Raw genomic sequence first — 23,374 nt, 5'->3', positions numbered from 1 at the left:
TCCCAAAACCTAGTCCATCAATCCACCGTAGAGAGCAGCTCCGTGTATCTGGCAGCATCCTCCGGGGGCATTTTTTCTAAAATATCTGCTAGAGTGTCAGGCTTGATAGTTGATAGAATCTTCATTGCCTCATCATCCCCCATGTTCATCAGAACAGGGGCAGAACTCTTTGCTGACATGGATTCAAATGTATTGACTACCTCTTTAAAGGCCCGTTTGTTTTCTTCACCAATCTGCCGTAATTCTTCAAGCTCTTCTTTTTGCTGCTGAATGGTCGCTTGCAATTGTTCATTATCACTTTCTTTTTTATCTACTTCATTTTGCAGCTGGGCAATTTCCGCCTCTTGATCTTCTATTGAAGCTTGAAGTGAAACCATTCGCTCATGTAATTCGTCAGCTTCCTCGGCTTCATTTGATGGAAGGATATTAGCCAGAAAAGGGATATCCGAGCTGAATGATTGTGCTTTTTCAAATACATTGATTCCTGCAGCTGTCATGATTACGAGAGCGAAGGTTATAGTAAACAAGATAGGAATGAAGAAAATAAACACAACTCTTTGCAAACGGCCAGACTGCTCTTTGTTTTCCTCTTCGATCACCTTTGCCATGAAATCACCTAACTCCCCGTTTCATATATTGAACGACTGATACTTCATCTAATTGTTTATTTTCCGCTTGTTGATTAGTTTGCATAAAGCGATGGAGATCATTTTCCTTCATCTTTTCGTATTTCTTTACTTCTACATTCATATCTACAAGTTTTTCTTCACACCAGTTCATCCGGTTCCTTGCTTGTATCACCAGGTCCTGGTAAAAAGAAATGGTTCTTTCAAGATTGGTGATGAACTGTTGATGATGGCGAATATGTTGTACAGACAAACCATTTTGCAACTTGGTTTCTTGATGCTGTTCGAGAGTTTCTTTCTTTTTCAGAAACTCATAAAGCTTCTCGGCAACTTTTTCAAATTTTTCAATGGAACCCCTGTACATTTCCTGCACTTCATCTTTTTCTTTTTCCTTTAACGTTAAAATACGTTGAAACCTATATTGATAACTCACTTGATTCATCCACCTTTTTCCGATAGCTTAATAAGTTCATCAACACTTGCAGGGAGAGAAACCTGTTCATATACTCCCTGTTTCAAGAAGGAGATGATACCCGGATAGTATTGGATGGCTTCATCAACCTCACGGGAAGTACCCCTTTTATAAGCACCAATTTGGATAAGATCCTCAGAATTCATATAAGTACTTAATAACTCCCTTATTCTCGTAGCGGCATGTAAATGTTCCTTAGATGCCAGATGATTCATTAACCTGCTCACACTTTTCAAAATATTGATAGCCGGATATTGACCTCTGTTCGCGATTTGTCTGTCAAGCACAATATGACCATCGAGTATTCCCCTTACCGTGTCAGATATAGGCTCATTTAAATCATCACCATCTACCAAAACGGTGTAAAATGCTGTTATGCTTCCGAGTACATTTGTTCCTGTTCTTTCTAGTAGTTTCGGTAAAATAGCAAATACAGATGGGGTGTATCCTTTAGTGGTCGGTGGTTCACCGACTGCCAATCCGATTTCCCTCTGAGCCATCGCTACCCGAGTCGCGGAATCCATCATAAGCATGACGTTCATTCCTTTATCTCGAAAATATTCCGCAATGGCAGTCGCCGTAAAGGCTCCTTTAATCCTCATTAGTGCAGGTTGATCTGAAGTGGCTGCCACTACAATCGTTCGCTTTAATCCTTCTTCTCCTAAATCCCTTTCAATAAATTCCCTTACTTCCCTGCCCCTCTCACCGATTAACGCAATTACATTTAATTCCGCTTTCGTGTTTCGGGCAATCATTCCAAGCAGGGTGCTTTTTCCTACACCACTTCCAGCGAATATACCGACCCTTTGGCCTTTGCCTACAGTCAGCATGCTGTCGATGGCTTTTACACCAACCTCCATTTTTTCGTTAATGGGCGGTCTTGATAAGGGATTGGGAGGATCTTGTTCTGTGTATGTCGTACTTAAACCATTCGGTAGGTGACTTCCATCGAGTGGATGTCCCAGAGAATCAATCACCTTCCCTATTAAAGATGGTCCAATTTTGATTTCTAATGACTTTGCGGTACCTTCTACTAAACTGCCGGGAGAAATATCCTGCATATTGGTATAGGGCATGAGGATTACTAAATCATCATTAAACCCTACCACTTCTGCCAGAATCACTTTTTGTTTCCCCCTTGAGAGAATATGAATATGACAGACTTCACCTACTGAACTTTCAGGTCCTTGAGATTCGATCATTAACCCCACAACCCTCTTTACCTTTCCAAACTTTTTGAAAGTTGGAATCTGGGGGATTTGGTGAATTAGATCTGCTGCTTTCATTCAACATCACCTTCCAGAATATGAAGAAGCTTCTGCTTTAACTCTCTTAATTGGGAGTCCACACTCACAATGACACGTCCCTGATTGGTTTCTATATAACATTCCTCAGGTTGAAGATCATCATTTGCATAAATAAAGCATTGAACATCCGTGGGAAACATGACTTCAAGCTCATTTTTGTTTTCAACTAAAAGCTTATGCCTGGACGGATGAACATGAATTTGAATATGAGGCAGATCCCTTACCTCCTTTAATCCCCGTTCCACGATCGAAAAGAAATAATCGGGTTCTTCCTGGAGTTTCCGATTCATGATTTTCTCAGCACATGCAATCCCTAAACTGACAATGACCTTCTCTGCATTTTGAATATAGTCTTGATACTGCTGCTTATTTCTTTCGGTCACTTCATTGGCTTCCGATAATCGCTGGTGATATTCTTGATAACCTTTGTTTCTACCCTCTTCTTCACCTTGAAGAAATCCGGCATTATAGGCTTCCTGCATGAGTTGCTCACGCTCAACCATCCATTTTTCTTTCTCGCGTTCAATTTGACTTTGGGCATGGAAAGTCATTTCTTTCGCTTCTTCGATTATTCGGGCCGCTTTCTCATTCGCTTCATCTATAATGTGATTTCCCTCGGCCGCTCTGTTCATTTCAAAGTCGTTGTCTTCATGCTGCTTGAATTCATCCAGTATTTTCACCCTTTTAAGGGATATCAGCTTTTTATTTTCATCCGTGGTTCGAGCAATGGAGGATTTAATGATTCTAGACAATAATATCGTCTCCTCCACCACGGGCTATGATGATTTCACCGGAATCCTCTAATCTCCTTATCACAGCTACAATGCGTGACTGTGCCTCTTCTACATCCCGTAATCGAACCGGCCCCATGAATTCCATTTCCTCTTTAAGGGTTTCCACCATGCGATTAGACATGTTTCTAAATACCACTTCTTTCACTTCATCACTTGATACTTTAAGGGACAGGAGCAGATCTTCGTTATCACAATCGCGAATGACACGTTGAATGGAACGACCATCAAGGGTGACAATGTCTTCAAACACAAACATTCTCTTCTTGATTTCCTCAGCTAATTCAGGATCTTGTATTTCTAATGCATCCAGAATGGTCTTCTCCGTAGAACGGTCTACCCCATTCAGCACTTCCACTACCGCTTCAACTCCACCCGTCTGCGTATAATCCTGGGTCACAGTCGCCGAAAGCTTTCTTTCAAGGATAGCTTCCACTTCACTAATCACTTCCGGCGAAGTTCCATCCATGATCGCTATTCTCCTGGCAATATCTGCTTGAACATCTTGAGGTAGTTCAGAAAGTATTTGTCCTGCTTGCTGTGGTTCTAGATAAGATAGAATTAATGCAATGGTTTGAGGGTGTTCGTTTTGTATAAAGTTGAGAATCTGTGCAGCATCGGCTCTCCGTGCAAAGTCAAATGGCCTTACTTGTAGCGATGAAGTTAATCGGTTAATGATCGCCGATGCTTGTTCTGATCCGAGTGCTTTTTCTAATACGGTTTTGGCATAGCCAATCCCGCCTTGGGATATATAATCTTGAGCAATGGCGATATGGTGAAATTCTTCTAAGATATCCTCTTTCGCTTCAGTCTCCACTTTCTTGACTCCGGATATCTCTAACGTCAACTTCTCGATTTCTTCTTCTGATAAATGCTTGTATACTGATGCGGATACATCAGGACCAAGAGAGATCAGGAGGATGGCTGCTTTCTGTTTTCCTGTTAAATCTTTCTCTCTTCTAACCACATTCATCCCTCCTAATCCTCTGATAACCAGGTCCTTAATAATTTTGCAAATTCTTCAGGCTTTTCTTTGGCCATTTTTTCAAGTTGTTTCCGGCGAATCGATCCTTCTGTTTCTTCTTTAGGCTCAATTTCCGGTATATGGACAGGCTCCCTTGTTTCTTCATATGCCATTTCTTCTATTTTTTCTTTCTTTTTAGAGCGAATCAGGAAAAACACCAGCAGTAGAATGACAATAAGTAGGATTCCCCCGACCACATAGGTCCACCATGGGAGAACAGATTTTTCTTCAGGTGCCATATCGGCTTTACCATTAAACGGTTGAACCGAGACGATCACTTTGTCTTCTATTGCTTCGTCTGTCAGTTCAGGATTGGCTTCCTTATCAATGGAAGTTCGTACAATAGTCGATAAAACTTGGCGGATATCATCCACCCTTTCTTGTGGCAGGGAATTAACCTCATCAGGATTTGGCGGTTCCACCATAACCTGAATCCCAAGATCCCTTATTTTATATGGGCTCTCAACTACCTCTTTACGGATACGATTGACTTCATTGTTAATCGTTTCCTCCATTCGTTCATAATCACCATTTGATTCTGAACCGGAACCATACGTATCCCCTGTGTTCGTCGGCTCATTAGCATCACCGGCTCCAGGTGTCCCACCCGGGTTTGCCCCTTCACCTGAGAAGGTTTCAGTAATACGCTGTGCGCTTACGGCTATTCCTTCCATATTTTCTTCATCCACAGGTGTAACAATGTTTTCTTCACGGTTTTCCTGGGTAAAGTCTATATCAGTTGTTACCGATACAACTACTTTGTTAAATCCAATCAATGTGCCTAACATATTCTGAACTTGACGTTGTATATCGCGTTCAATTTCTTTTTTAACATCCATCTGTTGAACAAAGTTGCCTCCGCCCATGGTATTATTTTGAGATTCCAAGTCAAAATACTCAAAAAATTGATTCATGATGACGATATTCTCTGTAGGGAGATCAGGGACACTTTTGGATACAAGATGGTAAAGTGATTTAATCTGCTTTTGATCAAATGTGAAACCAGGATTTGTATTTAATACAATCGAAGCTGATGCTTGTTGAATGTCATCATTTAAGAATACCTGCTTTTCTGGAAGGTTGATCATGACTTTAGCATCCTGTACTCCTTCGATTCCTTTCATGAGTTGAGCAAGTTCTGTTTGCATCGCATCCAGCTTCAACACATTAAATTCATTATCAGTCATACCAAACCCAGCATTTTGACTAAAAAAGGAGTAATCAATACTGCCTGAGTTAGGAATTCCTTCTGCAGCCAATTCAACCTTCAATGTATCTACTTGTTCTTTAGGAACCATGATGGTTGATCCACCATCGGATATCTCCGATGGGATTCCTCTACCATCGAGATTTTCTTTTATCGTTCCGGTTTCTGAAGGTGATAAATTACTGTATAAGGGAACAAGAGTGGTTCTTGTTGCAAAGAAGCTCACAGCACTAATCAGAATGACTGTAATCAGAAAGGTTGCTCCCATACCTATTTTCTGTTTTTTTGTTCTGCTTGCCCAATAAGACTTTATCTGTTCTGTATATTTCTTAAACGAATCATTCATTACAATCCTCCGGTACATGACTGAATGAGTCTACTACATTGGCATTCTCATTATTTCTTGGTAAGCTTCTACTACTTTGTTACGCACTTCCATGGTCGTTTGTAATGTGATACTTGCCTTTTGTGAGGCGATCATCACTTGATGAAGATCAACATTTTCTCCCCTTACAAGCTTCTCGGTCATTTGATCCGATTGAACTTGCATAGAATTCACTTCGTCGATTGACTGTTTAAGTAACTGGCTGAAGTTCTCAGTAGCTTCTGAAGGAGAGACATTTTTTTTTGCAATTGACGGACTAATAACTCCAGGATTAATCGAATCTATATTATGTATTGCCATAGAACTATAACCTCTTTCTATTTACCGATTTCCAATGATTTCATTAACATCGCTTTATTCGCATTAAATACGGTTACGTTTGCTTCATATGAGCGAGTGGCCGATATGAGGTCAACCATTTCTCTTAATGGATCAACATTGGGAAGCTGCACATACCCCTCGCCATTCGCATCAGGATGTTCTGGATCGTACACCATTTTAAATGGTGTTTCGTCATCTTCTTCGATACTGGAAACTTTTACTCCGCTTCCAACATTTTGATTGTCCCTTGTGTTCATGGCTTTATTTAAAAATGATGAAAATTGATTTTCCTTTGGTGCCATCACAACAGATTTTCTTTTATATGGCTGCCATTCTCCTCCAACCATTTCTCCTCTGGTTGTGTCTGCATTGGCCATGTTTGATGAAATGACATCCATTCTTAAGCGTTGGACAGTAAGGGCAGATGCTGTTGTATTCATACTTGTAAATATCGCCATGATTATTTACCACCCCTTACAACGGTTTGAAGACTGTTAAACTTACCATTCATTCGATCTGTTAATGCATTAAAATAGATTTGATTCGAAGCCATTTCTGACATTTCCTGATCTAAATCCACACCATTTCCATTGTGATTATATTGATAAGCTGTTTTTGTTTTAACTGCTGGATGTTGACTACTTGAGTGAAAGGTGAAATGTCGTTGATCCGTCATTTTTGCATCAAGTTGTTGAACTGACTGGTCTAACATTGCCTTAAATTCTACTTCTTTTGCTTTATAATTTGGAGTGTCGACATTGGCGATGTTTTGAGAAATCACTTTCTGATTTAACGAGGCGTAATTCAGTCCTCTTTCCAGAGTTGTGAAAGTGTTGGAAAATAATTTCACTTTAGGCACCTCTATCCGTTTTTTTGACAAGATACTACTATTTTTTACAAATTTAGCATGCAACAGTATTTATTGTAATGTTTAGCAAGATTAGTGTCTATGAATATTCCGTAAATTTTCGAGAATGAGGGTGATATTCAAAGAATTCGTGACTTTTAATCTATATTTAACCCTTTAATTACCAAGGAAATTTTACCAATTTAATGTGAATTTTTCTAATTTTATTACATATATGTTACATATGAATGTATCTGTCCGATTCGCTTTCATAAGAATGAAATCCAACATTAGTGAGTTCAAGATGGTTTTTTTACCTTATAACACTCTTTTGCACACGAAAACATCACCTTCCAAGAGGTGAATGGCATCATATTACTCACTTTGTCATCTTAATCAACCAAAATGTCGAATATAGTCGTAACATTGTTGTAACTTTATTGTACTATTCGTGCCATATATGACAATACCTTATGAGAGATTACCAATAGTCCATTCGACTTATTTTCCCTTAACAATCAGACATTTCCGCCCATTTGCACTACAAATGCGGAGGGGCTTTGCCCAGAGGCGACAAGCATAAGTCAAGCCGACCTGAAAGGCGCTCCTTGCCTTTTGGGTCGGCTTTGCTTATGACCTCGAGCCTCTAAGCCCCGTAGCTGGATGACACAAAAGCGGAGGATGCCTTCAGAAGCAAGTATTATGGTAACCAAATAAAAAAGCTGTTCCCATTTAACAGGAACAGCTTTTCATTGGATTAATTTGTACGAAGCTTATCTAACTCAACTAAGAATTTATTGTTTAATACTTTAATGTAAGTACCTTTCATTCCCAGGGAACGAGACTCAATTACTCCCGCACTTTCTAATTTACGAAGGGCATTGACGATTACTGAACGGGTAATTCCCACTCTATCGGCAATTTTAGAAGCAACCAAAAGACCTTCATTACCATTTAACTCTTCAAAGATATGCTCAATCGCTTCAAGCTCACTGTAAGATAAAGAACTGATCGCCATTTGCACGACAGCCTTGCTTCTGGCTTCCACTTCAATTTCTTCTGCTTTTTCACGAAGAATTTCCATTCCTACTACAGTTGCACCATATTCACCCATGATCAGATCATCATCTTCGAAGCTTGCTTCAAGACGGGCAAGAATTAATGTACCCAGTCTTTCACCTCCACCAATAATAGGAACGATTGTCGTTAGCCCATTTTTGAAGAATTCTCTATTTTCAACAGGGAAAGCAGTATATTCACTGTTAACATCCAGGTTTGGAGAAGTTTCTTGAACATTAAACAGGTTTTGAGTATACTCCTCAGGAAATTGACGATCTGCAAGCATTTGTTTCATTCGCTCATTTTCAATTTGCTGATTAATGGCGTAGCCAAGTAATTTCCCTCGGCGACTTACAACGAATACATTTGCTTCAATGACCTTGCTAAGTGTTTCTGACATTTCTTTAAAGTTAACTGGTTTACCCGCTGCTTTTTGCAGCATAGCATTAATGGTTCTTGTTTTACCTAATAAATTCATTACATTTCCTCCTACTACAACTTAAGTGTATCTATTATTAAATTTTGTATTCTAATTGATTCATCTATCTTTACCCAATAGAACGAAGGTGAAAACTTATAGAATAAACTGACTCAGATCCTTATTCTTAGCTATGGCCCCTAATTTATCATCCACGTACTTAGGTGTGATATTAACTGTTTCCAATGTAATGTCCGGAGCTTCAAAGGAAAGGTCCTCGAGAAGTTTTTCCATAATGGTATGAAGTCTTCTCGCTCCTATATTATCCGTGTTCTGGTTTACATCATAGGCAATTTCAGCAAGTCTACGAATAGCTTCGTCAGAAAATTCAATTTGTATACCTTCTGTTTCCATTAAAGCAATATATTGTTTAATGATTGCGTTATCAGGTTCAACGAGTATACGCACAAAGTCTTCTGTAGATAGCTTCTGAAGTTCCACCCTGATTGGAAAACGTCCTTGTAATTCCGGAATAAGATCGGATGGTTTACTCATGTGAAAGGCACCTGCGGCAATGAAAAGGACGTGATCTGTTTTCACTGAACCATGCTTTGTGACAATCGTAGATCCTTCTACAATAGGAAGGATGTCTCGCTGAACCCCTTCTCTCGAAACATCGGCTGAAGATTGGCCAGAGCTCTTGCTTGCTATTTTATCAATTTCATCGATAAAGATGATTCCTGATTGTTCTGCACGCACGATTGCCTCCTGGGTTACTTCATCCATATCAATAAGCTTTTGAGCTTCCTCATTTGTAAGAACGACCCTTGCTTCTTTCACCTTTAACTTGCGTTTTTTCTTTTTCTTTGGCATAAAGTTGCTCATAGCATCCTGCATATTCATGCCCATTTGTTCCATACCGGAGCCTTGAAGCATATCGAACATGGAAGGCTGCTGCTCTTCTACTTCAATCGTGATGAACTCCTCTTCGAGTTCACCATTTTGAAGCCTTGTTTCCACTCTGCGCCTTTGCTCTTGAAGGGAAATCTCTTCTTGCTTTTCTTCCTCTTCATCCGAGGTGCCCTGAGTCTGATTACCACCAAAGATCATTTCAAATGGGTTTTTGTAAGAAGTGGCCTTTTTCTTAGATGGTACAACAAGTTCCACTAAGCGGCGGTTAGCATTTTCAGCTGCTCTTTCACGCACCCCTACCATTTTCTCCTCTTTCACCAGGCGGACAGATGTTTCGACTAAATCCCTCACCATTGATTCCACATCACGTCCAACGTAGCCGACTTCAGTAAACTTAGTTGCCTCTACTTTTACAAAAGGAGCTCTGACAAGCTTGGCAATCCTTCTGGCAATCTCTGTTTTCCCGACCCCGGTTGGTCCCATCATTAAAATGTTCTTTGGAATCACTTCATCCTTTAATACATCAGAAAGAAGGCTACGGCGATATCGATTTCGTAATGCTACAGCTACCGCTCTCTTTGCATCTTTCTGTCCTACAATATATTGATCGAGACGTTCAACAATTTGCCTTGGAGTTAAGTGATCAGTACTCTTCATCAAATGGCACACTCCTTACTTTCCCTATAGTGTAAAAGAATATAAAATTTCAATCTGATGATTAATGTTTACAGCTCTTCAATAATAATTTGGTTATTTGTATATACACATATATCAGCAGCGATTTGTAGGGAAGACTGAGCGATTTCCCTGGCGGATAAATAGTCACCTGCGTATTGTTTTAACGCTCTCCCCGCAGATAATGCATAATTACCACCTGATCCAATGGCTAAAATCCCATCGTCCGGTTCAATCACTTCACCAGTACCGGAGATTAGCAGCAAGTGATTTTCATCCATTACAATCAACATCGCCTCAAGCTTTCTTAAGACCTTGTCGCTTCTCCACTCTTTCGCTAATTCAACAGCTGCTCTAGGGAGATTCCCATTAAATTCCTGAAGTTTCCCTTCGAATTTTTCTGATAATGTGAATGCGTCGGCAACAGACCCGGCAAAACCCGCTAATACTTTGCCATTAAATAGCTTCCGTACTTTTTTTGCTGTATGCTTCATCACAACTGTATTACCAAATGTCACCTGTCCGTCCCCGGACATCGCACATTTGCCTTTATGCTGTACGGCAAAAATAGTGGTTGCGTGGAATTGTTCCATATCCTGACCTCCAACTCTTCTAAGCACGTGGATGATGTGCCAAATATGTTTTTCTCAATTGATCCTTCGATACATGAGTATATACTTGAGTTGATGATAATTGTGAGTGTCCAAGTAGTTCCTGAACCGTTCTTAAATCGGCACCATTATTAAGTAAATGCGTGGCAAACGTATGTCTTAACATATGTGGATGGATTTTCCCGGTCAAGGAAGCCTTTTCGATCATTTTATTTAAGATAAGACGTATCCCTCTTTGGGTTAATGCTCCTCCACGATGATTGACCAACAATTGGGTATGAGTTTGATTTTTCATCAACTTAGGCCGGGACTCTGTTATGTATTGTTCTATTGCATCGTGGGCAAAGCTTCCAAATGGTACATATCTCTCTTTGTTACCCTTACCTTTAACAAGGATTGTGGAAAGCCCTAAATCTAAGTCCTTCAGTTGTATGCTTGTGCATTCACTTACGCGAATACCGGTAGCGTAAAGAAGTTCAAAGATGGCCCGGTTGCGAATGTCTAAAGGCTTGTCTCCTCCGCACGCTTCTAACAATGCTTGTATTTCTTCCTCATAAAAAAATTTAGGCAATCGCTGTTCTTTTTTAGGAAGATTCACAAAGGAAAATGGATTTTCGGTGAGCTGCTTTTCCCGATTTAAGTAACGATAAAAACTTCTTAAACTGGATACCTTCCTTGAAATGGAAGATCTCATTAAACCATGATCATGCAGCTTAGTTAAAAAAAGTCTCGCATCAGAATACTCGACATCTTTTAATGAACTTAAACCTTGTTCTTTCATAAATACGTAGAACTCTTCAATATCATGACGATATTGTTCAAAAGTGTGAGCAGAATAATGCTTTTCTATTTGTATATATTCAGTAAAGGATTGTAATTGTTCATATAATTGATTTTTCATTTTTAACACCTCACAAGGGCTACTAAATAGTAACACAACCCAGCTGCCCTTGCAATGAATTTTACACTTTTTTCACAAAGTTCTGAATTGTTTCTAATGCCCGATTGGCGTGTTGCTCATTACGCTCTTTTTTGCCTTTGACCTTTTTGGGCAAATCAGGGAGTAGACCGAAGTTAGCATTCATCGGTTGGAAGTTGTTCTTGTTGGCCGTCGTAATATATCTTGCCATACTTCCAATCACTGTTTCATGAGGGAATACCACGGGTGATTCACCTATAGCCAATTTCGCTGCATTGATTCCCGCGATCAGCCCGCTGGCAGCAGATTCCACATAACCTTCCACTCCAGTCATTTGCCCGGCAAAAAACAGGTTCTCATTTTCTTTATGTTGATAGGTATCCCTAAGAACATTGGGAGAGTTGATGAAGGTATTTCTGTGCATCACCCCAAAACGGACAATCTCCGCACTCTCTAGTCCAGGAATTAATTGAAGCACTTCTTTTTGTGGGCCCCACTTTAAATGTGTTTGGAAGCCCACAATATTGTAAAGTGTTCCTGCTGCATCATCTTGCCTTAACTGGACAACAGCATATGGTCGTTTACCTGTTTTAGGGTCTTCTAATCCCACCGGTTTTAAAGGACCAAATAACATGGTTTTCTTCCCTCTGGATGCCATCACTTCTATCGGCATACAGCCTTCAAAGAATATTTCTTTTTCAAATTCTTTTAAAGGCACCGTTTCAGCTGAAATAAGGGCTTCGTAGAAACGATTGAACTCACTTTCTGTCATCGGGCAATTTAAGTATGCCGCTTCCCCTTTGTCATACCGGGATTTCAAATACACTTTGTCCATATCAATGGAATCTTTCTCAATGATCGGGGCGGCTGCGTCGTAGAAATATAAATGTTCTTCTCCCGTTACTTTTCTGATTTTCTCTGAAAGACTCTCACTTGTAAGTGGTCCTGTTGCTATGATGGTGATCCCTTCGGGTAAATCCGTAACCTCTTCATTATATACCGTGACATTCGGGTGATTCTTCACTTTGTCTGTGACATGGGCTGCAAATTCGTGACGATCCACGGCCAATGCTCCTCCTGCAGGAACGGAACAGGCATCGGCTGCTGACATGATGACGGAATCCAATTTCCGCATTTCCTCTTTTAATACACCAACAGCATTGGTTAATGTATTCGCTCTAAGCGAATTACTGCAAACAAGCTCTGCAAATTTATCTGTATGATGGGCAGGTGTTTGACGTACCGGCCTCATTTCAAAAAGGTTAACCTTTATTCCCCTCTTCGCAATCTGCCAAGCAGCTTCACTTCCAGCTAACCCTGCTCCAATAACATTTACTGGCATCTATATAAACCTCCTGTAAATCGATCCTCTTAACCAAATTGTATTGTACACCAATGCACAAAGATAAAAAAGACAAAAGCATATTGAGAATTTGTCCTACTGACTAAATGCAAACAGAAAAGGGCTGACCCAACAGATAATAGAGAAATCACCTGTTGGGACAGTCCCTTGTTACATTGTATAAGTTCATTGTTCAACAATCAATCTTTTTTATTGATCAGAGGAATAGGAAACTCACACTATTTCTGAGGTTCTTCTTTATAATCACAATTCGTACATTGAATTTGATTACCTTTTTTAAGCTTTTTCTCTACAAGTAATTCTGAGCACTTCGGACATTTACGTTCAATCGGCTTATCCCATGATAAGAAGTCACATTCAGGATATTGGTCACAACCGTAGAAAATACGCTTCTTCTTGCTTTTTCGTTCGATGATATTACCTTTTTCACATTTTGGACATTTCACACCGATTTCCTTGACGATCGGCTTAGTATTTCTGCAGTCAGGAAAATTACTGCAAGCCATGAACTTTCCATATCGACCCATTTTAAATACCATTGGATGTCCGCATTCTTCACAATCTTCACCGGCAGGTTCATCGCGGATTTCGATTTTTTCCATCTCATTTTCCGCTTTTTCTAAATGTTTTTCAAAATCCTGATAAAAGCGGTCGATGATTCTTTCCCACTTCACATTGCCGTCTTCAATATCATCCAAGCTCCGCTCCATGTTTGCCGTAAACTCGACGTCAATGATATCCGGGAAGAACTCTCTCACCAGTTCTAAGACGATTTCCCCCAGTTCAGTCGGGATGAAACGCTTATTATCCAGTGTTACATAGCCTCTTCGTTGAATTGTATCGAGAGTCGGGGCATATGTGGAAGGCCGGCCAATACCCAGTTCTTCAAGGGTCTTAACGAGCCTTGCTTCTGTATACCTTGGTGGTGGTTGAGTGAAGTGCTGATTTGGGTCGATGCTTTCACTTTTCACTTTATCATTTTCTTCCAAGGCTGGTAGAAGATTATCTTTTTCTTCTTTCTGATCATCAGATCCTTCAACATACACTTTCATAAAGCCTGGAAACTTCACTTTAGAGCCTGTTGCTCTAAACATGACTGAACCATTTACAATATCAACACTCATCGTATCCATTATTGCCGGGGACATTTCACTTGCTACAAATCGTTCCCAAATCAATTTATAAAGTCTGTATTGATCTCTTGAAAGAAATTCTTTCACTGAAGCCGGATCCCTTAATGTACTTGTTGGACGGACGGCCTCGTGGGCATCTTGAGATTTTTGTTGTTTTTTCTCTTTACGCTCAGACAGTTTAACAAAATCATTTCCATATTTATTGACGATGTATTCGTTCGCTTCTTTTTGAGCCACTTCAGAAATACGAGTCGAGTCGGTTCTCATATAAGTAATAAAACCAACCGTGCCTTCTTTCCCCATTTCAATTCCTTCATATAATTGTTGGGCAAGCATCATGGTTTTCTTTGCACGGAAATTTAATTTTCTCGCTGCTTCCTGTTGTAGTGAAGAAGTGGTAAATGGCGGAGCAGGATTTCGTTTTCTTTCCTTTTTTGTTACTTTGTTAATTTCAAAGGACTTCCCTTTTACTTTACCAAGCACTTCTTTCACATCTTCTTCGGTCTTCAATTCAACCTTCTTACCGTCCATTCCGTAAAACGATGCCTGGAATGTATCGTTCCCTTTAGTGAATTCAGCTTCTATTGACCAGTACTCTTCTGGAGTAAAGCCTTTGATTTCATTTTCCCGGTCAATAATTAATCTTAGTGCGACGGATTGCACTCTCCCTGCACTCAGACCTTTTTTAACTTTCTTCCAAAGGAGCGGGCTGATGTTGTAACCCACTAATCGATCTAAAATCCTGCGTGCCTGCTGAGCATCGACTAAATCCATGTTGATCGCGCGTGGATGCTTAAAAGACTCTTTAATCGCATCCTTCGTAATCTCATTAAATACCACACGACAGTCGGAAGTGGTATCCATGTCCAGGCTGTGAGCCAAATGCCAGGCAATGGCTTCTCCTTCTCTGTCGGGGTCAGCCGCGAGGAAGATTCTTTTGACTTTTTTTGCTGCGGTTTTCAATTCTTTTAATACAGGGCCTTTACCGCGTATCGTTATATACTTGGGTTCAAATTCGTTTTCTACATCTACGCCCATTTGACTCTTCGGTAAGTCTCTGACGTGGCCCATTGAAGCCCTGACCTTATATTTTTTTCCTAAATAACGCTCAATTGTTTTCGCCTTTGCCGGCGACTCTACTATTACTAAATAATCTGCCATCCAATAAGCCTCCTTAAAGAGGGAAATAATCACTGTTTATAGCACCTTGGAATGTTTATGATCCAAGTGAAACGGAAACGTTTACACTTTCATTCACATAGGTATAGAATTGATATCAGTGTAGATAATCACTACTTTTAACGATTTATTTCTCTTATATATAGTTTTAGATACCTGTTGCAAAATGTATAACAGTTTCACAATAATTGCAACCATTTTGTATAAATAACTTGTAATTATTCAATCAATCATGGGAAAAACCCTACGTTATTAAAAGATTCTATATCATATTTTCCTAATTTATACTCCCAGTTCCGAAAAAATATCTTCTATTGATAAGACCATCCTTGCACCTTCCTGGATCAGACTGTTGGTTCCTTCTGCTAACGGCTCATATATGGATCCTGGTATACACAATACTTCTCTTCCTTCATTTAATGCATAATCAGCGGTGATGAATGTTCCGCTCTTTTTTCTTGCTTCCGTAACAAGAACTGCATTGGAAAGACCGCTGATGATTCTATTTCTAAAGGGAAAGTGCCATTTTTCAGGTCTAATATAAGGGGGATATTCAGATAGGAGAAGCTGGTGCTTCATCATATAACGGGCCAGTCCTTCATTTTGCTTCGGATAAATGTGGTTAAAACCTCCACCAAGGACACCTATCGTTTGACCTCCTGATTGAATCGTTTCGTTATGAGCCACCGTATCGGCACCTTGCGCCAGGCCACTTACAATGACTACCTCTTTCTTCACCAGTTGCGGAATCATATCGCGAAGAATTTCATCTGTATAAGTGGTGGCATTTCTCGAACCGATAATAGCCAATTTCGTTGGAGCATGAAGGAGATTCCCGTTTCCTTTTAAGAAGAGAAGAAAGGGGGGATCGAATACGTTTCTTAGCAGAGCAGGGTAGTCTTCGTCCAAAAGTGTGATCCAGTCTACATCATTTTCCGAATAAAGCTTTTTGTATCGGTCTGAATTAAATGAATGAAGATCTTTATAGAAGAGTTCTGAATTGACAGCTGTAGAAAGGGTTATCTGTTGAAGAGTGGAAGGGGATAAATCAAAGATAGAGTGTAATTTCTGGAGGGATTCTAGTATTCTTTTTGTTCCTTTCAATCCAATTCCCCGACAATGATGAATATGAAATAGAATATGACGATGTTCTTTCATTTATTACCTCCTGAATATGTTTAATAGAGAATATAAAACTGAGACTGATAGCTTGAATGCCATCAGTCTCAATACATGATTAATGAGTTTTACACTTATCTAAGATTCCTTCTTCTTTAAGAACCTTTATTAATGTTTCGCCCATATCTGAAGGTGTAGGAGCAACTTGAATTCCGCATTCATTCATAACGCGAATCTTCTCATCAGCTGTCCCTTTACCACCTGAAATGATCGCTCCTGCATGGCCCATACGTTTTCCTGGAGGAGCTGTACGTCCACCAATGAATCCTACTACAGGCTTAGTCATGTTGGCTTTAACCCATTCTGCAGCTTCTTCTTCAGCAGTACCGCCGATTTCACCGATCATGATGACGGCATACGTATCTTCATCATCATTGAATGCTTTCAATACATCGATAAAGTCTGTTCCGTTCACAGGGTCTCCACCGATACCGACTGCCGTTGATTGACCGATTCCCGCTTGTGAAAGCTGGTGAACTGCTTCATACGTAAGTGTACCAGAGCGTGAAACAACCCCTACATGACCTTTCGTATGGATGTAACCAGGCATGATCCCGATTTTACACTCTTCAGGAGTGATGACTCCTGGACAGTTCGGTCCTACAAGACGTGTTTTTTTGCCTTCCATATAACGCTTAACCTTCACCATATCCAATACCGGGATATGTTCAGTAATACAGATTGCCAAATCAAGCTCGGCATCTACCGCTTCCATGATTGCATCTGCTGCAAACTGAGCAGGAACATAAATGACGGATGCATTTACGCCAGTTGCTTTCTTTGCTTCTTCAACTGTATTGAAAACAGGTACGCCTTCAACCTCAGTTCCGCCTTTTCCAGGTGTTACACCTGCCACGATTTGTGTACCGTATTCAAGCATTTGCTTCGTATGGAAAAGAGCTGTTGATCCTGTAATCCCTTGTACAACAACCTTGGTATCTTTATTAATAAATACGCTCATTAGTCCCCCGCCTTTCTCAGCCTACTTGCTCAACGATTTTTTGTGCGCCGTCCGCCATAGATTCAGCTGCGATGATATTCAATCCTGATTTATTAAGGATTTCTTTCCCTAAGTCAACATTTGTACCTTCAAGACGAACCACAAGTGGAACTTGAAGACCGATTTGCTTAGCTGCTTCTACAACGCCTGTTGCAATAACATCACATTTCATGATTCCACCGAAGATATTGACGAATATACCTTTAACGTTTTCATCAGAAAGAATGATTTTAAATGCTTCTGTTACCTTTTCCGCTGTCGCACCGCCCCCAACATCAAGGAAGTTAGCGGGATCTCCGCCGTAATGCTTTACGATGTCCATCGTTGCCATGGCAAGACCGGCTCCGTTAACCATACAACCGATATTTCCGTCCAGGGAAATGTAGCTTAGGTCATATTTAGAAGCTTCGATTTCTTTTGCATCTTCTTCTTCAAGATCTCGTAATTCAATCACATCTTTTTGACGGTATAATGCATTTGAATCGAAGTTGAACTTCGCATCCAATGCCATTACGTCTCCATCACCTGTTACAACTAAAGGATTGATTTCAACAATAGAAGCATCCTTTTGGACGTACACGTTGTAAAGACCCATCATGAACTTAGCTGCTTTTCCAACAAGTTTTTGAGGGATATTGATATTGAATGCAATACGTCTCGCTTGGAAACCTGTCAATCCAACAACTGGATCAATATATTCTTTAAAGATTTTTTCCGGTGTTTCTTCTGCTACTTCTTCGATTTCTGTTCCGCCTTCTTCAGAAGCCATCAGGACAACTTGGGAAGTCGCGCGGTCGAGTACCAGACCTACGTAATATTCTTTCTTAATATCACAGCCTTCTTCAATAAGTAAGCGCTTTACTTCCTTACCTTCAGGACCTGTTTGGTGAGTTACTAAAGTTTTACCGATTAACTCATCTGCATATGTACGCACTTCGTCCAGGCTTTTAGCGATTTTAACTCCGCCAGCTTTACCTCGACCACCTGCATGGATTTGAGCTTTCACTACATACACGCTGGAATCTAATGTCTTCGCCGCTTCTACTGCCTCTTCAGCTGTAAAAGCCACTTTACCATTTGGTACGGATACCCCGTAATTTCTGAGGATTTCTTTACCTTGATATTCATGGATATTCATTTTCCATCCTCCTATCAAACTCTTCAAAAAATAGACTGCGCTTTCATTGTATAAAATGACAGTATATCTGTCTACCATTATGCTAAAAATATTATATTAATTTTAAAATTCTGAACTTAAAATAGTAGAATTACTCCATATGTTCCATTGTTCTTGAAGGGATTATCCTTGAAATTATTATTCTTAAAAAATATAATTTACTATTCTAATCCGTGCCATGCCGTTTTGTGACTTGGTGTATATTAGAAAGAAATTATCCCTTTCCCTCTATATCCCGATCTAATCGGTAGATAAAAGCAAAAACCTCCGCTACAGCGCCATATAATTCTTCAGGTATTGATTCTCCTACATCCAGGTTCCCAAGAAGAGAAAGTAAGCTCTTATCTTCTTGTACCGGTATTTGATGGTCTTTTGCTTGAGCCAAGATGTTATCAGCAATGATTCCCTTCCCTTTAGCAAGGACCTTTGGAGCTGATTCACTATTTTGATTGTAGCCTAAAGCAATCGCTTCTTTTCTCTCATGAGGGTTTTTCATATCTTTAAATCAACTCCCGAAAACATTTTTAAGCGTTCTGCATTGATTTTATCAGAAAGCTCAACTTGCTTATCCGGAGCTTTCACCTTTATCATGGATAATTGATAGTCCAGCTTTTCCAGACCTTCTTTTAATCCAGGAATAAATGATCTGGACATTCTCTCGGCGTTTGGGTGGTCATTCCAGATAGTCAAGGAGACCACTCGGTTTTGAACCTGCATATCGATTAATGTCTCTTTCATGATATCCAGCTCTAATAAAAATAAAACCCGGCAGTAGTCTCCATCAATCACACCTTTTTCTTTTTCTTTCTCTTTCCCTGTCCATTGAAGGGTGATATCGGTGCTCTGTCCAAATAGAGAAAAAGGGAATTGTTGTACGATTGTTAGAAAAGGAGAACTCTCCTGTGATTGAAGCACTTGGTGGTTCATCTTGAGAACAAGATCATCGGCTAGCATTCGAATATCTGCGAGTGGGTGATTTTGACTTAATCCAATGAGATGCTGCTTGATTGTTGGATGTTGCTGAAGCTCTTGTCCGTTTTTTTGTAACTGAGCTTCAAAGTTAATCCCAAACGTTCCAATTACTTTCTTCAACACCCTTGCCAGTTCTTCTCCACGGATCGTCTGAGTGAGTTCTTGTTCTATCTGTAGGTGCAGTTTGTGAAATAGCCGTTGCATGTTCGATGAAGGTGCGCCTCTCCCATAAGATTGAAAGAGCCTCATATAGTTCATCTCAATGGACCGCCACTTTTCCTCCCCGACCACTCCCATGAGCTCTTTAGCTGCCAGGAAGGAAGGCTTGTCCGTTTTTTCATTTAGGACGGTCTCTGAATTCAATAAAATATTAATCCATTTATCGATTTGAGTACCAGATAGTTTATGAGATTCCTGACCCTTGCCGATATTAGTAGATAGAAGCTGATCCAGATCATTTCGAAGCTGTCCCGGTGCTGCACCTGGAATATCCGCCAATCTGGTTCTTAGAAGCTCTATCTTTCTTTCCCACTGTTCTTGTGAAGACTGTTTCACCTCTTCTAGAACCGTTGTCTTTAACCCTTCCCTCCATTGATTCATGGGAATTTCTTTTGGAAAGACTCCTAGTGATTTCAATAGATCGAAATGACCTAAACGATTTGAGAAAGTTCCGGACGAATCAACTAAGCTGGATAGTGCATTTATTACAAGCCTTTCTGACGCCAGCCTATTCAACGGTTTCTGGATCCCGGTAAGTAAATGAAGTATGTCCGTATCCCTTCCAGTTCCCCTTAACTTTGAAGCCAGCTCATTTAGCATGGATAAAAGGCTGCCTGTTGATGTTCCCGCTCTCATCGAGAGAAAGACCCTGTCAGAAAGCGGCATGTCCCTCTTAGCCATTTCAACCAGGGTTTTCACATTTTCTGATGAATCTTTTCCTTTCAAATGTTTCTCTCCGAATAATAGCAGCTCTTTATGAATCGGAATGCTTTTTTTCATGAGCTCCATTACAAAGTCGTTCAGTTCTTTCCCACTTGTTGATAAGGAAAAATGCTGTAATAGATTTGCTGATGCATGCTTTCCAATTTCTAATCCAGCCTGCCCACGGTTCGGGATTAGATGTAGACTTACTCTACTTTCAGATTGTTTCACTTCTACCCAATAACGTTCTCCAGCTTCCATTGGCGCTTCCATTTTCGCAATAAACCGGTGACCATTTGCTGACACTAATGCATTGTCCTCTCCTAACAGCTTATGGACGCTGATAAATAGAACTTTTCCACTTTGAATGGAAAAGGGCTTTTGATCAATGGGCTGGTTACTGTTAATACCATGAATATGGCTCATGTCCGTGTCTCCCGTTCATTGTGAATCAAAATCGATTCATTGTTTCTACAGTCCAACAAGCTGCTAATCTAAAGCAGCTCCTTCACAGGTGCAAAGCTCTTTCGATGAATCGGCGTCACTCCTAATTTCTCCAGCCCGCCTAAGTGATCCTTTGTTCCATATCCTGCATTCTTCTCAAACGCATACCCAGGATAGGTGGTTGCATACTCCTTCATCAGTCGGTCACGTGTCACCTTGGCAATGATGGATGCTGCTGCGATGGATATACTTTTCGAGTCTCCTTTAATGATAGACTGACTCGGAAAAGGCGATTGAATTTTCATCGCATCGATCAGTAAATACTCAGGTTGAACCGGCAAGCTGACGATCGCTTCACTCATAGCCTTTTTTGTAGCCTGAAAAATATTTATGGAATCAATTTCATCCGCATGTACCATTCCTACCCCAACAGATATTGCGTGTTCCATGATGTATTCATAGAAATCTTCTCTTTTGGCTTCTGTTATCTTCTTGCTATCATTTAATCCCGCCAAATAGAAGTCATGGGGCAGAATGACGGCAGCTGCTACCACAGGACCTGCCAAAGGACCTCTACCCACTTCATCGATTCCTGCAATGTGGGTGAATCCTTGCTGGTGAATTTCTCTTTCATATTGAGTAAGGAGGGCAAATTCTTCTCTTTCCTTCTCTCGTTTCATCTGCTCGCGTTCAATCTGTTTTAATAGTTTTTGGACACCAATTCTTTCGTCCTTCTTCAATTCCTCAAGAATCGGATCATGAGCACAAGCAGACTTGATGAATTCCCTTATTTCTTTAATGGTCATATGTACTGTATTCAAATTGCTCCTCCTATTTATATCGGATGTACTTCACATAAATAAAGAGGCTGCGCAAAAGAGATCCCCTCTTTTTACAGCCTCTTTTTTTATTCGCTCTCCCGCTCAGTCTCACCAATGATGTCAAACGTCATGGGTCCTAATTGTACATTTCGAATGTCACGTACGATAATTTCAGATGTCTTGTCATAATTCACTTCTCCACCAGCCATCAGACAGCCTCTTTTAGCTCCGATTTTATCGAAACTATCCACTACTTCTTCAGGTATTTCTTCGAGGCCGTAGCGCTCTTCTAATCGCTCTGGATAGTGCTCTTCAAGAAATCGTAGACCATAAACGGCGATATCCTGTAAATTCAGGATGGTATCTTTAATGGCACCGGTCAATGCCAGCTTATATCCAACTTGCGGATCTTCAAACTTGGGCCATAATATTCCCGGCGTATCGAGCAGTTCAAGCTCTTTTCCTACTTTGATCCATTGCTGGGCTTTTGTCACTCCAGGAGTATTTCCTGTTTTCGCTATATTCTTCTTAGCCAGGCGATTGATTAATGTGGATTTTCCTACGTTAGGAATACCGACAATCATGGCTCTTATGGCACGGGGTCTCATTCCTCGTGATTTCATGCGGTCGAACTTTTCTTTTAATATTTCTTTAGCGGCTTGAACTATGACTTGAAGTCCTTTGCCAGCCTGTGCATTTACAGCAAGAGCTGTTATTCCTTGCTCTTTGAAATAAGAAATCCATTGATTCGTTCTATTTATATCTGCCATGTCTGCTTTATTTAACAAAACAAGCCGCGGCTTTTGTCCAATAATTTCTTCAATCATTGGATTTCTTGACGATAACGGTATTCTCGCATCTACTAATTCAATGACAATGTCTACAAGTTTTAACTTCTCAGTAACTTGTCTACGAGCTTTAGCCATATGCCCTGGGAACCATTGTATTGTCATATGACCACCTCCAAACAACTTTTTTCTATTATTTCACGAAACCTATATCTTTAACAGGCCAATATATCACTTTTGTATCACCAATGACTTCTTCCATTGGAACTGTACCGATGTGACGACTATCTTTGCTGAAACGGCGATTGTCCCCCATCACAAAGATTTCCCCTTCAGGAACAGTGCCTTTTTCAATGATATCATTTAAAGTGAAATCTTCTGTTAACACACCATCATTTAATTGATCTTTATACTCTTGTAAGTATGGTTCAGCATACGCTTTTCCATTAATATATAATGTATCATTTTTGTACTCTACTTTATCCCCCGGGAGTCCGATGACGCGTTTAATATAGTCTTTTTGTTCAGGTGCATGGAAAACGACGATATCAAATCGCTCCGGCTCCCCTAATTTACTTACAATCATTCGATCTCCGTTATGTAAAGTAGGCATCATTGATAATCCATCGACAACAATGGGTGCAAATAAAAAGAATCTGATAATTGCAGCTAAACCTACTGCGATCAACAGTGCCTTCATCCACTCCCACCACTCATTTTTCTCTTTAACCACATCTCCACCACCCAATGTATTTTTCTATCTTTTTCTATTCTACTAGAAATTCTTGTATTTCTCATTAAAAAAAGGTGGCTTCATTAAAAT

At 40.2% G+C, this 23,374-nt stretch carries 23 protein-coding genes; all 23 read right to left on the bottom strand.

Annotated features, from left to right (window positions below; translation table 11 throughout):
* Window positions 1-17: 17 nt before the first annotated feature.
* A complete protein-coding gene (locus tag FZC88_RS03050) occupies window positions 18-608 on the bottom strand; it encodes a MotE family protein (RefSeq protein WP_148993609.1) in 591 nt (196 codons plus the stop codon).
* Window positions 609-612: 4 nt separating this feature from the next.
* Window positions 613-1,059 (bottom strand): flagellar export protein FliJ, encoded by a 447-nt coding sequence (fliJ, locus tag FZC88_RS03045; RefSeq protein ID WP_148993608.1) that lies wholly within the window; start codon window positions 1,057-1,059, stop codon window positions 613-615.
* Between the two features lie 5 nt (window positions 1,060-1,064).
* Window positions 1,065-2,384, bottom strand: coding sequence for a flagellar protein export ATPase FliI (gene fliI / locus FZC88_RS03040; protein WP_148993607.1), 1,320 nt, complete (start codon window positions 2,382-2,384; stop codon window positions 1,065-1,067).
* A complete protein-coding gene (fliH, locus tag FZC88_RS03035) occupies window positions 2,381-3,157 on the bottom strand; it encodes a flagellar assembly protein FliH (RefSeq protein WP_187443489.1) in 777 nt (258 codons plus the stop codon). The genes fliI and fliH overlap by 4 nt, the downstream gene beginning before the upstream one ends.
* On the bottom strand, window positions 3,150-4,169 hold the full coding sequence (fliG, locus tag FZC88_RS03030; RefSeq protein ID WP_148993605.1) for a flagellar motor switch protein FliG: 1,020 nt from the start codon (window positions 4,167-4,169) through the stop codon (window positions 3,150-3,152). The genes fliH and fliG overlap by 8 nt, the downstream gene beginning before the upstream one ends.
* Before the next feature lie 5 nt (window positions 4,170-4,174).
* Complete coding sequence (gene fliF / locus FZC88_RS03025) at window positions 4,175-5,773, bottom strand: flagellar basal-body MS-ring/collar protein FliF (protein WP_148968735.1); 1,599 nt, start codon at window positions 5,771-5,773, stop codon at window positions 4,175-4,177.
* A 33-nt stretch (window positions 5,774-5,806) separates the two neighbouring features.
* Entirely contained in the window at window positions 5,807-6,112 is a 306-nt protein-coding gene (gene fliE / locus FZC88_RS03020) for a flagellar hook-basal body complex protein FliE (RefSeq protein WP_148993604.1), read from the bottom strand.
* Between the two features lie 17 nt (window positions 6,113-6,129).
* Window positions 6,130-6,591, bottom strand: a complete 462-nt coding sequence (flgC, locus tag FZC88_RS03015) for a flagellar basal body rod protein FlgC (RefSeq protein WP_148993603.1) — start codon at window positions 6,589-6,591, stop codon at window positions 6,130-6,132.
* Window positions 6,592-6,593: 2 nt separating this feature from the next.
* Entirely contained in the window at window positions 6,594-6,983 is a 390-nt protein-coding gene (gene flgB / locus FZC88_RS03010) for a flagellar basal body rod protein FlgB (RefSeq protein WP_148994268.1), read from the bottom strand.
* A 754-nt stretch (window positions 6,984-7,737) separates the two neighbouring features.
* Window positions 7,738-8,517, bottom strand: coding sequence for a GTP-sensing pleiotropic transcriptional regulator CodY (codY, locus tag FZC88_RS03005; RefSeq protein WP_148968731.1), 780 nt, complete (start codon window positions 8,515-8,517; stop codon window positions 7,738-7,740).
* Between the two features lie 96 nt (window positions 8,518-8,613).
* Complete coding sequence (gene hslU / locus FZC88_RS03000; protein WP_148994267.1) at window positions 8,614-10,026, bottom strand: HslU--HslV peptidase ATPase subunit; 1,413 nt, start codon at window positions 10,024-10,026, stop codon at window positions 8,614-8,616.
* Between the two features lie 68 nt (window positions 10,027-10,094).
* Complete coding sequence (gene hslV / locus FZC88_RS02995; protein WP_148993602.1) at window positions 10,095-10,637, bottom strand: ATP-dependent protease subunit HslV; 543 nt, start codon at window positions 10,635-10,637, stop codon at window positions 10,095-10,097.
* A 19-nt stretch (window positions 10,638-10,656) separates the two neighbouring features.
* Entirely contained in the window at window positions 10,657-11,556 is a 900-nt protein-coding gene (xerC, locus tag FZC88_RS02990; RefSeq protein ID WP_148993601.1) for a tyrosine recombinase XerC, read from the bottom strand.
* Window positions 11,557-11,617: 61 nt separating this feature from the next.
* Window positions 11,618-12,916, bottom strand: coding sequence for an FADH(2)-oxidizing methylenetetrahydrofolate--tRNA-(uracil(54)-C(5))-methyltransferase TrmFO (gene trmFO / locus FZC88_RS02985; RefSeq protein ID WP_148993600.1), 1,299 nt, complete (start codon window positions 12,914-12,916; stop codon window positions 11,618-11,620).
* Window positions 12,917-13,155: 239 nt separating this feature from the next.
* The gene (topA, locus tag FZC88_RS02980) at window positions 13,156-15,231 is read right to left on the bottom strand and encodes a type I DNA topoisomerase (RefSeq protein ID WP_148993599.1); all 2,076 of its coding nucleotides are present in this window, start codon (window positions 15,229-15,231) and stop codon (window positions 13,156-13,158) included.
* A gap of 300 nt (window positions 15,232-15,531) precedes the next feature.
* Window positions 15,532-16,407 carry a DNA-processing protein DprA gene (gene dprA, locus FZC88_RS02975; RefSeq protein ID WP_148993598.1) on the bottom strand — a complete coding sequence of 292 codons (876 nt, stop codon included), beginning with the start codon at window positions 16,405-16,407 and terminating at the stop codon, window positions 15,532-15,534.
* A 79-nt stretch (window positions 16,408-16,486) separates the two neighbouring features.
* Window positions 16,487-17,389: a succinate--CoA ligase subunit alpha gene (sucD, locus tag FZC88_RS02970; RefSeq protein WP_148993597.1), complete on the bottom strand. Its 903-nt coding sequence runs from the start codon at window positions 17,387-17,389 to the stop codon at window positions 16,487-16,489.
* A gap of 16 nt (window positions 17,390-17,405) precedes the next feature.
* Window positions 17,406-18,566 carry an ADP-forming succinate--CoA ligase subunit beta gene (sucC, locus tag FZC88_RS02965; RefSeq protein WP_148968724.1) on the bottom strand — a complete coding sequence of 387 codons (1,161 nt, stop codon included), beginning with the start codon at window positions 18,564-18,566 and terminating at the stop codon, window positions 17,406-17,408.
* Between the two features lie 253 nt (window positions 18,567-18,819).
* Window positions 18,820-19,101, bottom strand: a complete 282-nt coding sequence (locus tag FZC88_RS02960; protein ID WP_148993596.1) for an EscU/YscU/HrcU family type III secretion system export apparatus switch protein — start codon at window positions 19,099-19,101, stop codon at window positions 18,820-18,822.
* Entirely contained in the window at window positions 19,098-20,924 is a 1,827-nt protein-coding gene (locus FZC88_RS02955) for a hypothetical protein (RefSeq protein ID WP_148993595.1), read from the bottom strand. The genes FZC88_RS02960 and FZC88_RS02955 overlap by 4 nt, the downstream gene beginning before the upstream one ends.
* 68 nt (window positions 20,925-20,992) lie before the next feature.
* Complete coding sequence (locus FZC88_RS02950; protein WP_148994266.1) at window positions 20,993-21,748, bottom strand: ribonuclease HII; 756 nt, start codon at window positions 21,746-21,748, stop codon at window positions 20,993-20,995.
* A 101-nt stretch (window positions 21,749-21,849) separates the two neighbouring features.
* Entirely contained in the window at window positions 21,850-22,716 is an 867-nt protein-coding gene (ylqF, locus tag FZC88_RS02945; protein ID WP_148968721.1) for a ribosome biogenesis GTPase YlqF, read from the bottom strand.
* 28 nt (window positions 22,717-22,744) lie between these two features.
* A complete protein-coding gene (lepB, locus tag FZC88_RS02940; RefSeq protein WP_148993594.1) occupies window positions 22,745-23,284 on the bottom strand; it encodes a signal peptidase I in 540 nt (179 codons plus the stop codon).
* Window positions 23,285-23,374: the final 90 nt, after the last annotated feature.

The sequence above is a fragment of the Rossellomorea aquimaris genome, from assembly GCF_008180865.1.
GTDB classification, from domain to species: domain Bacteria; phylum Bacillota; class Bacilli; order Bacillales; family Bacillaceae_B; genus Rossellomorea; species Rossellomorea yichunensis.
This window is presented reverse-complemented; position numbering and strand designations above follow the sequence as displayed.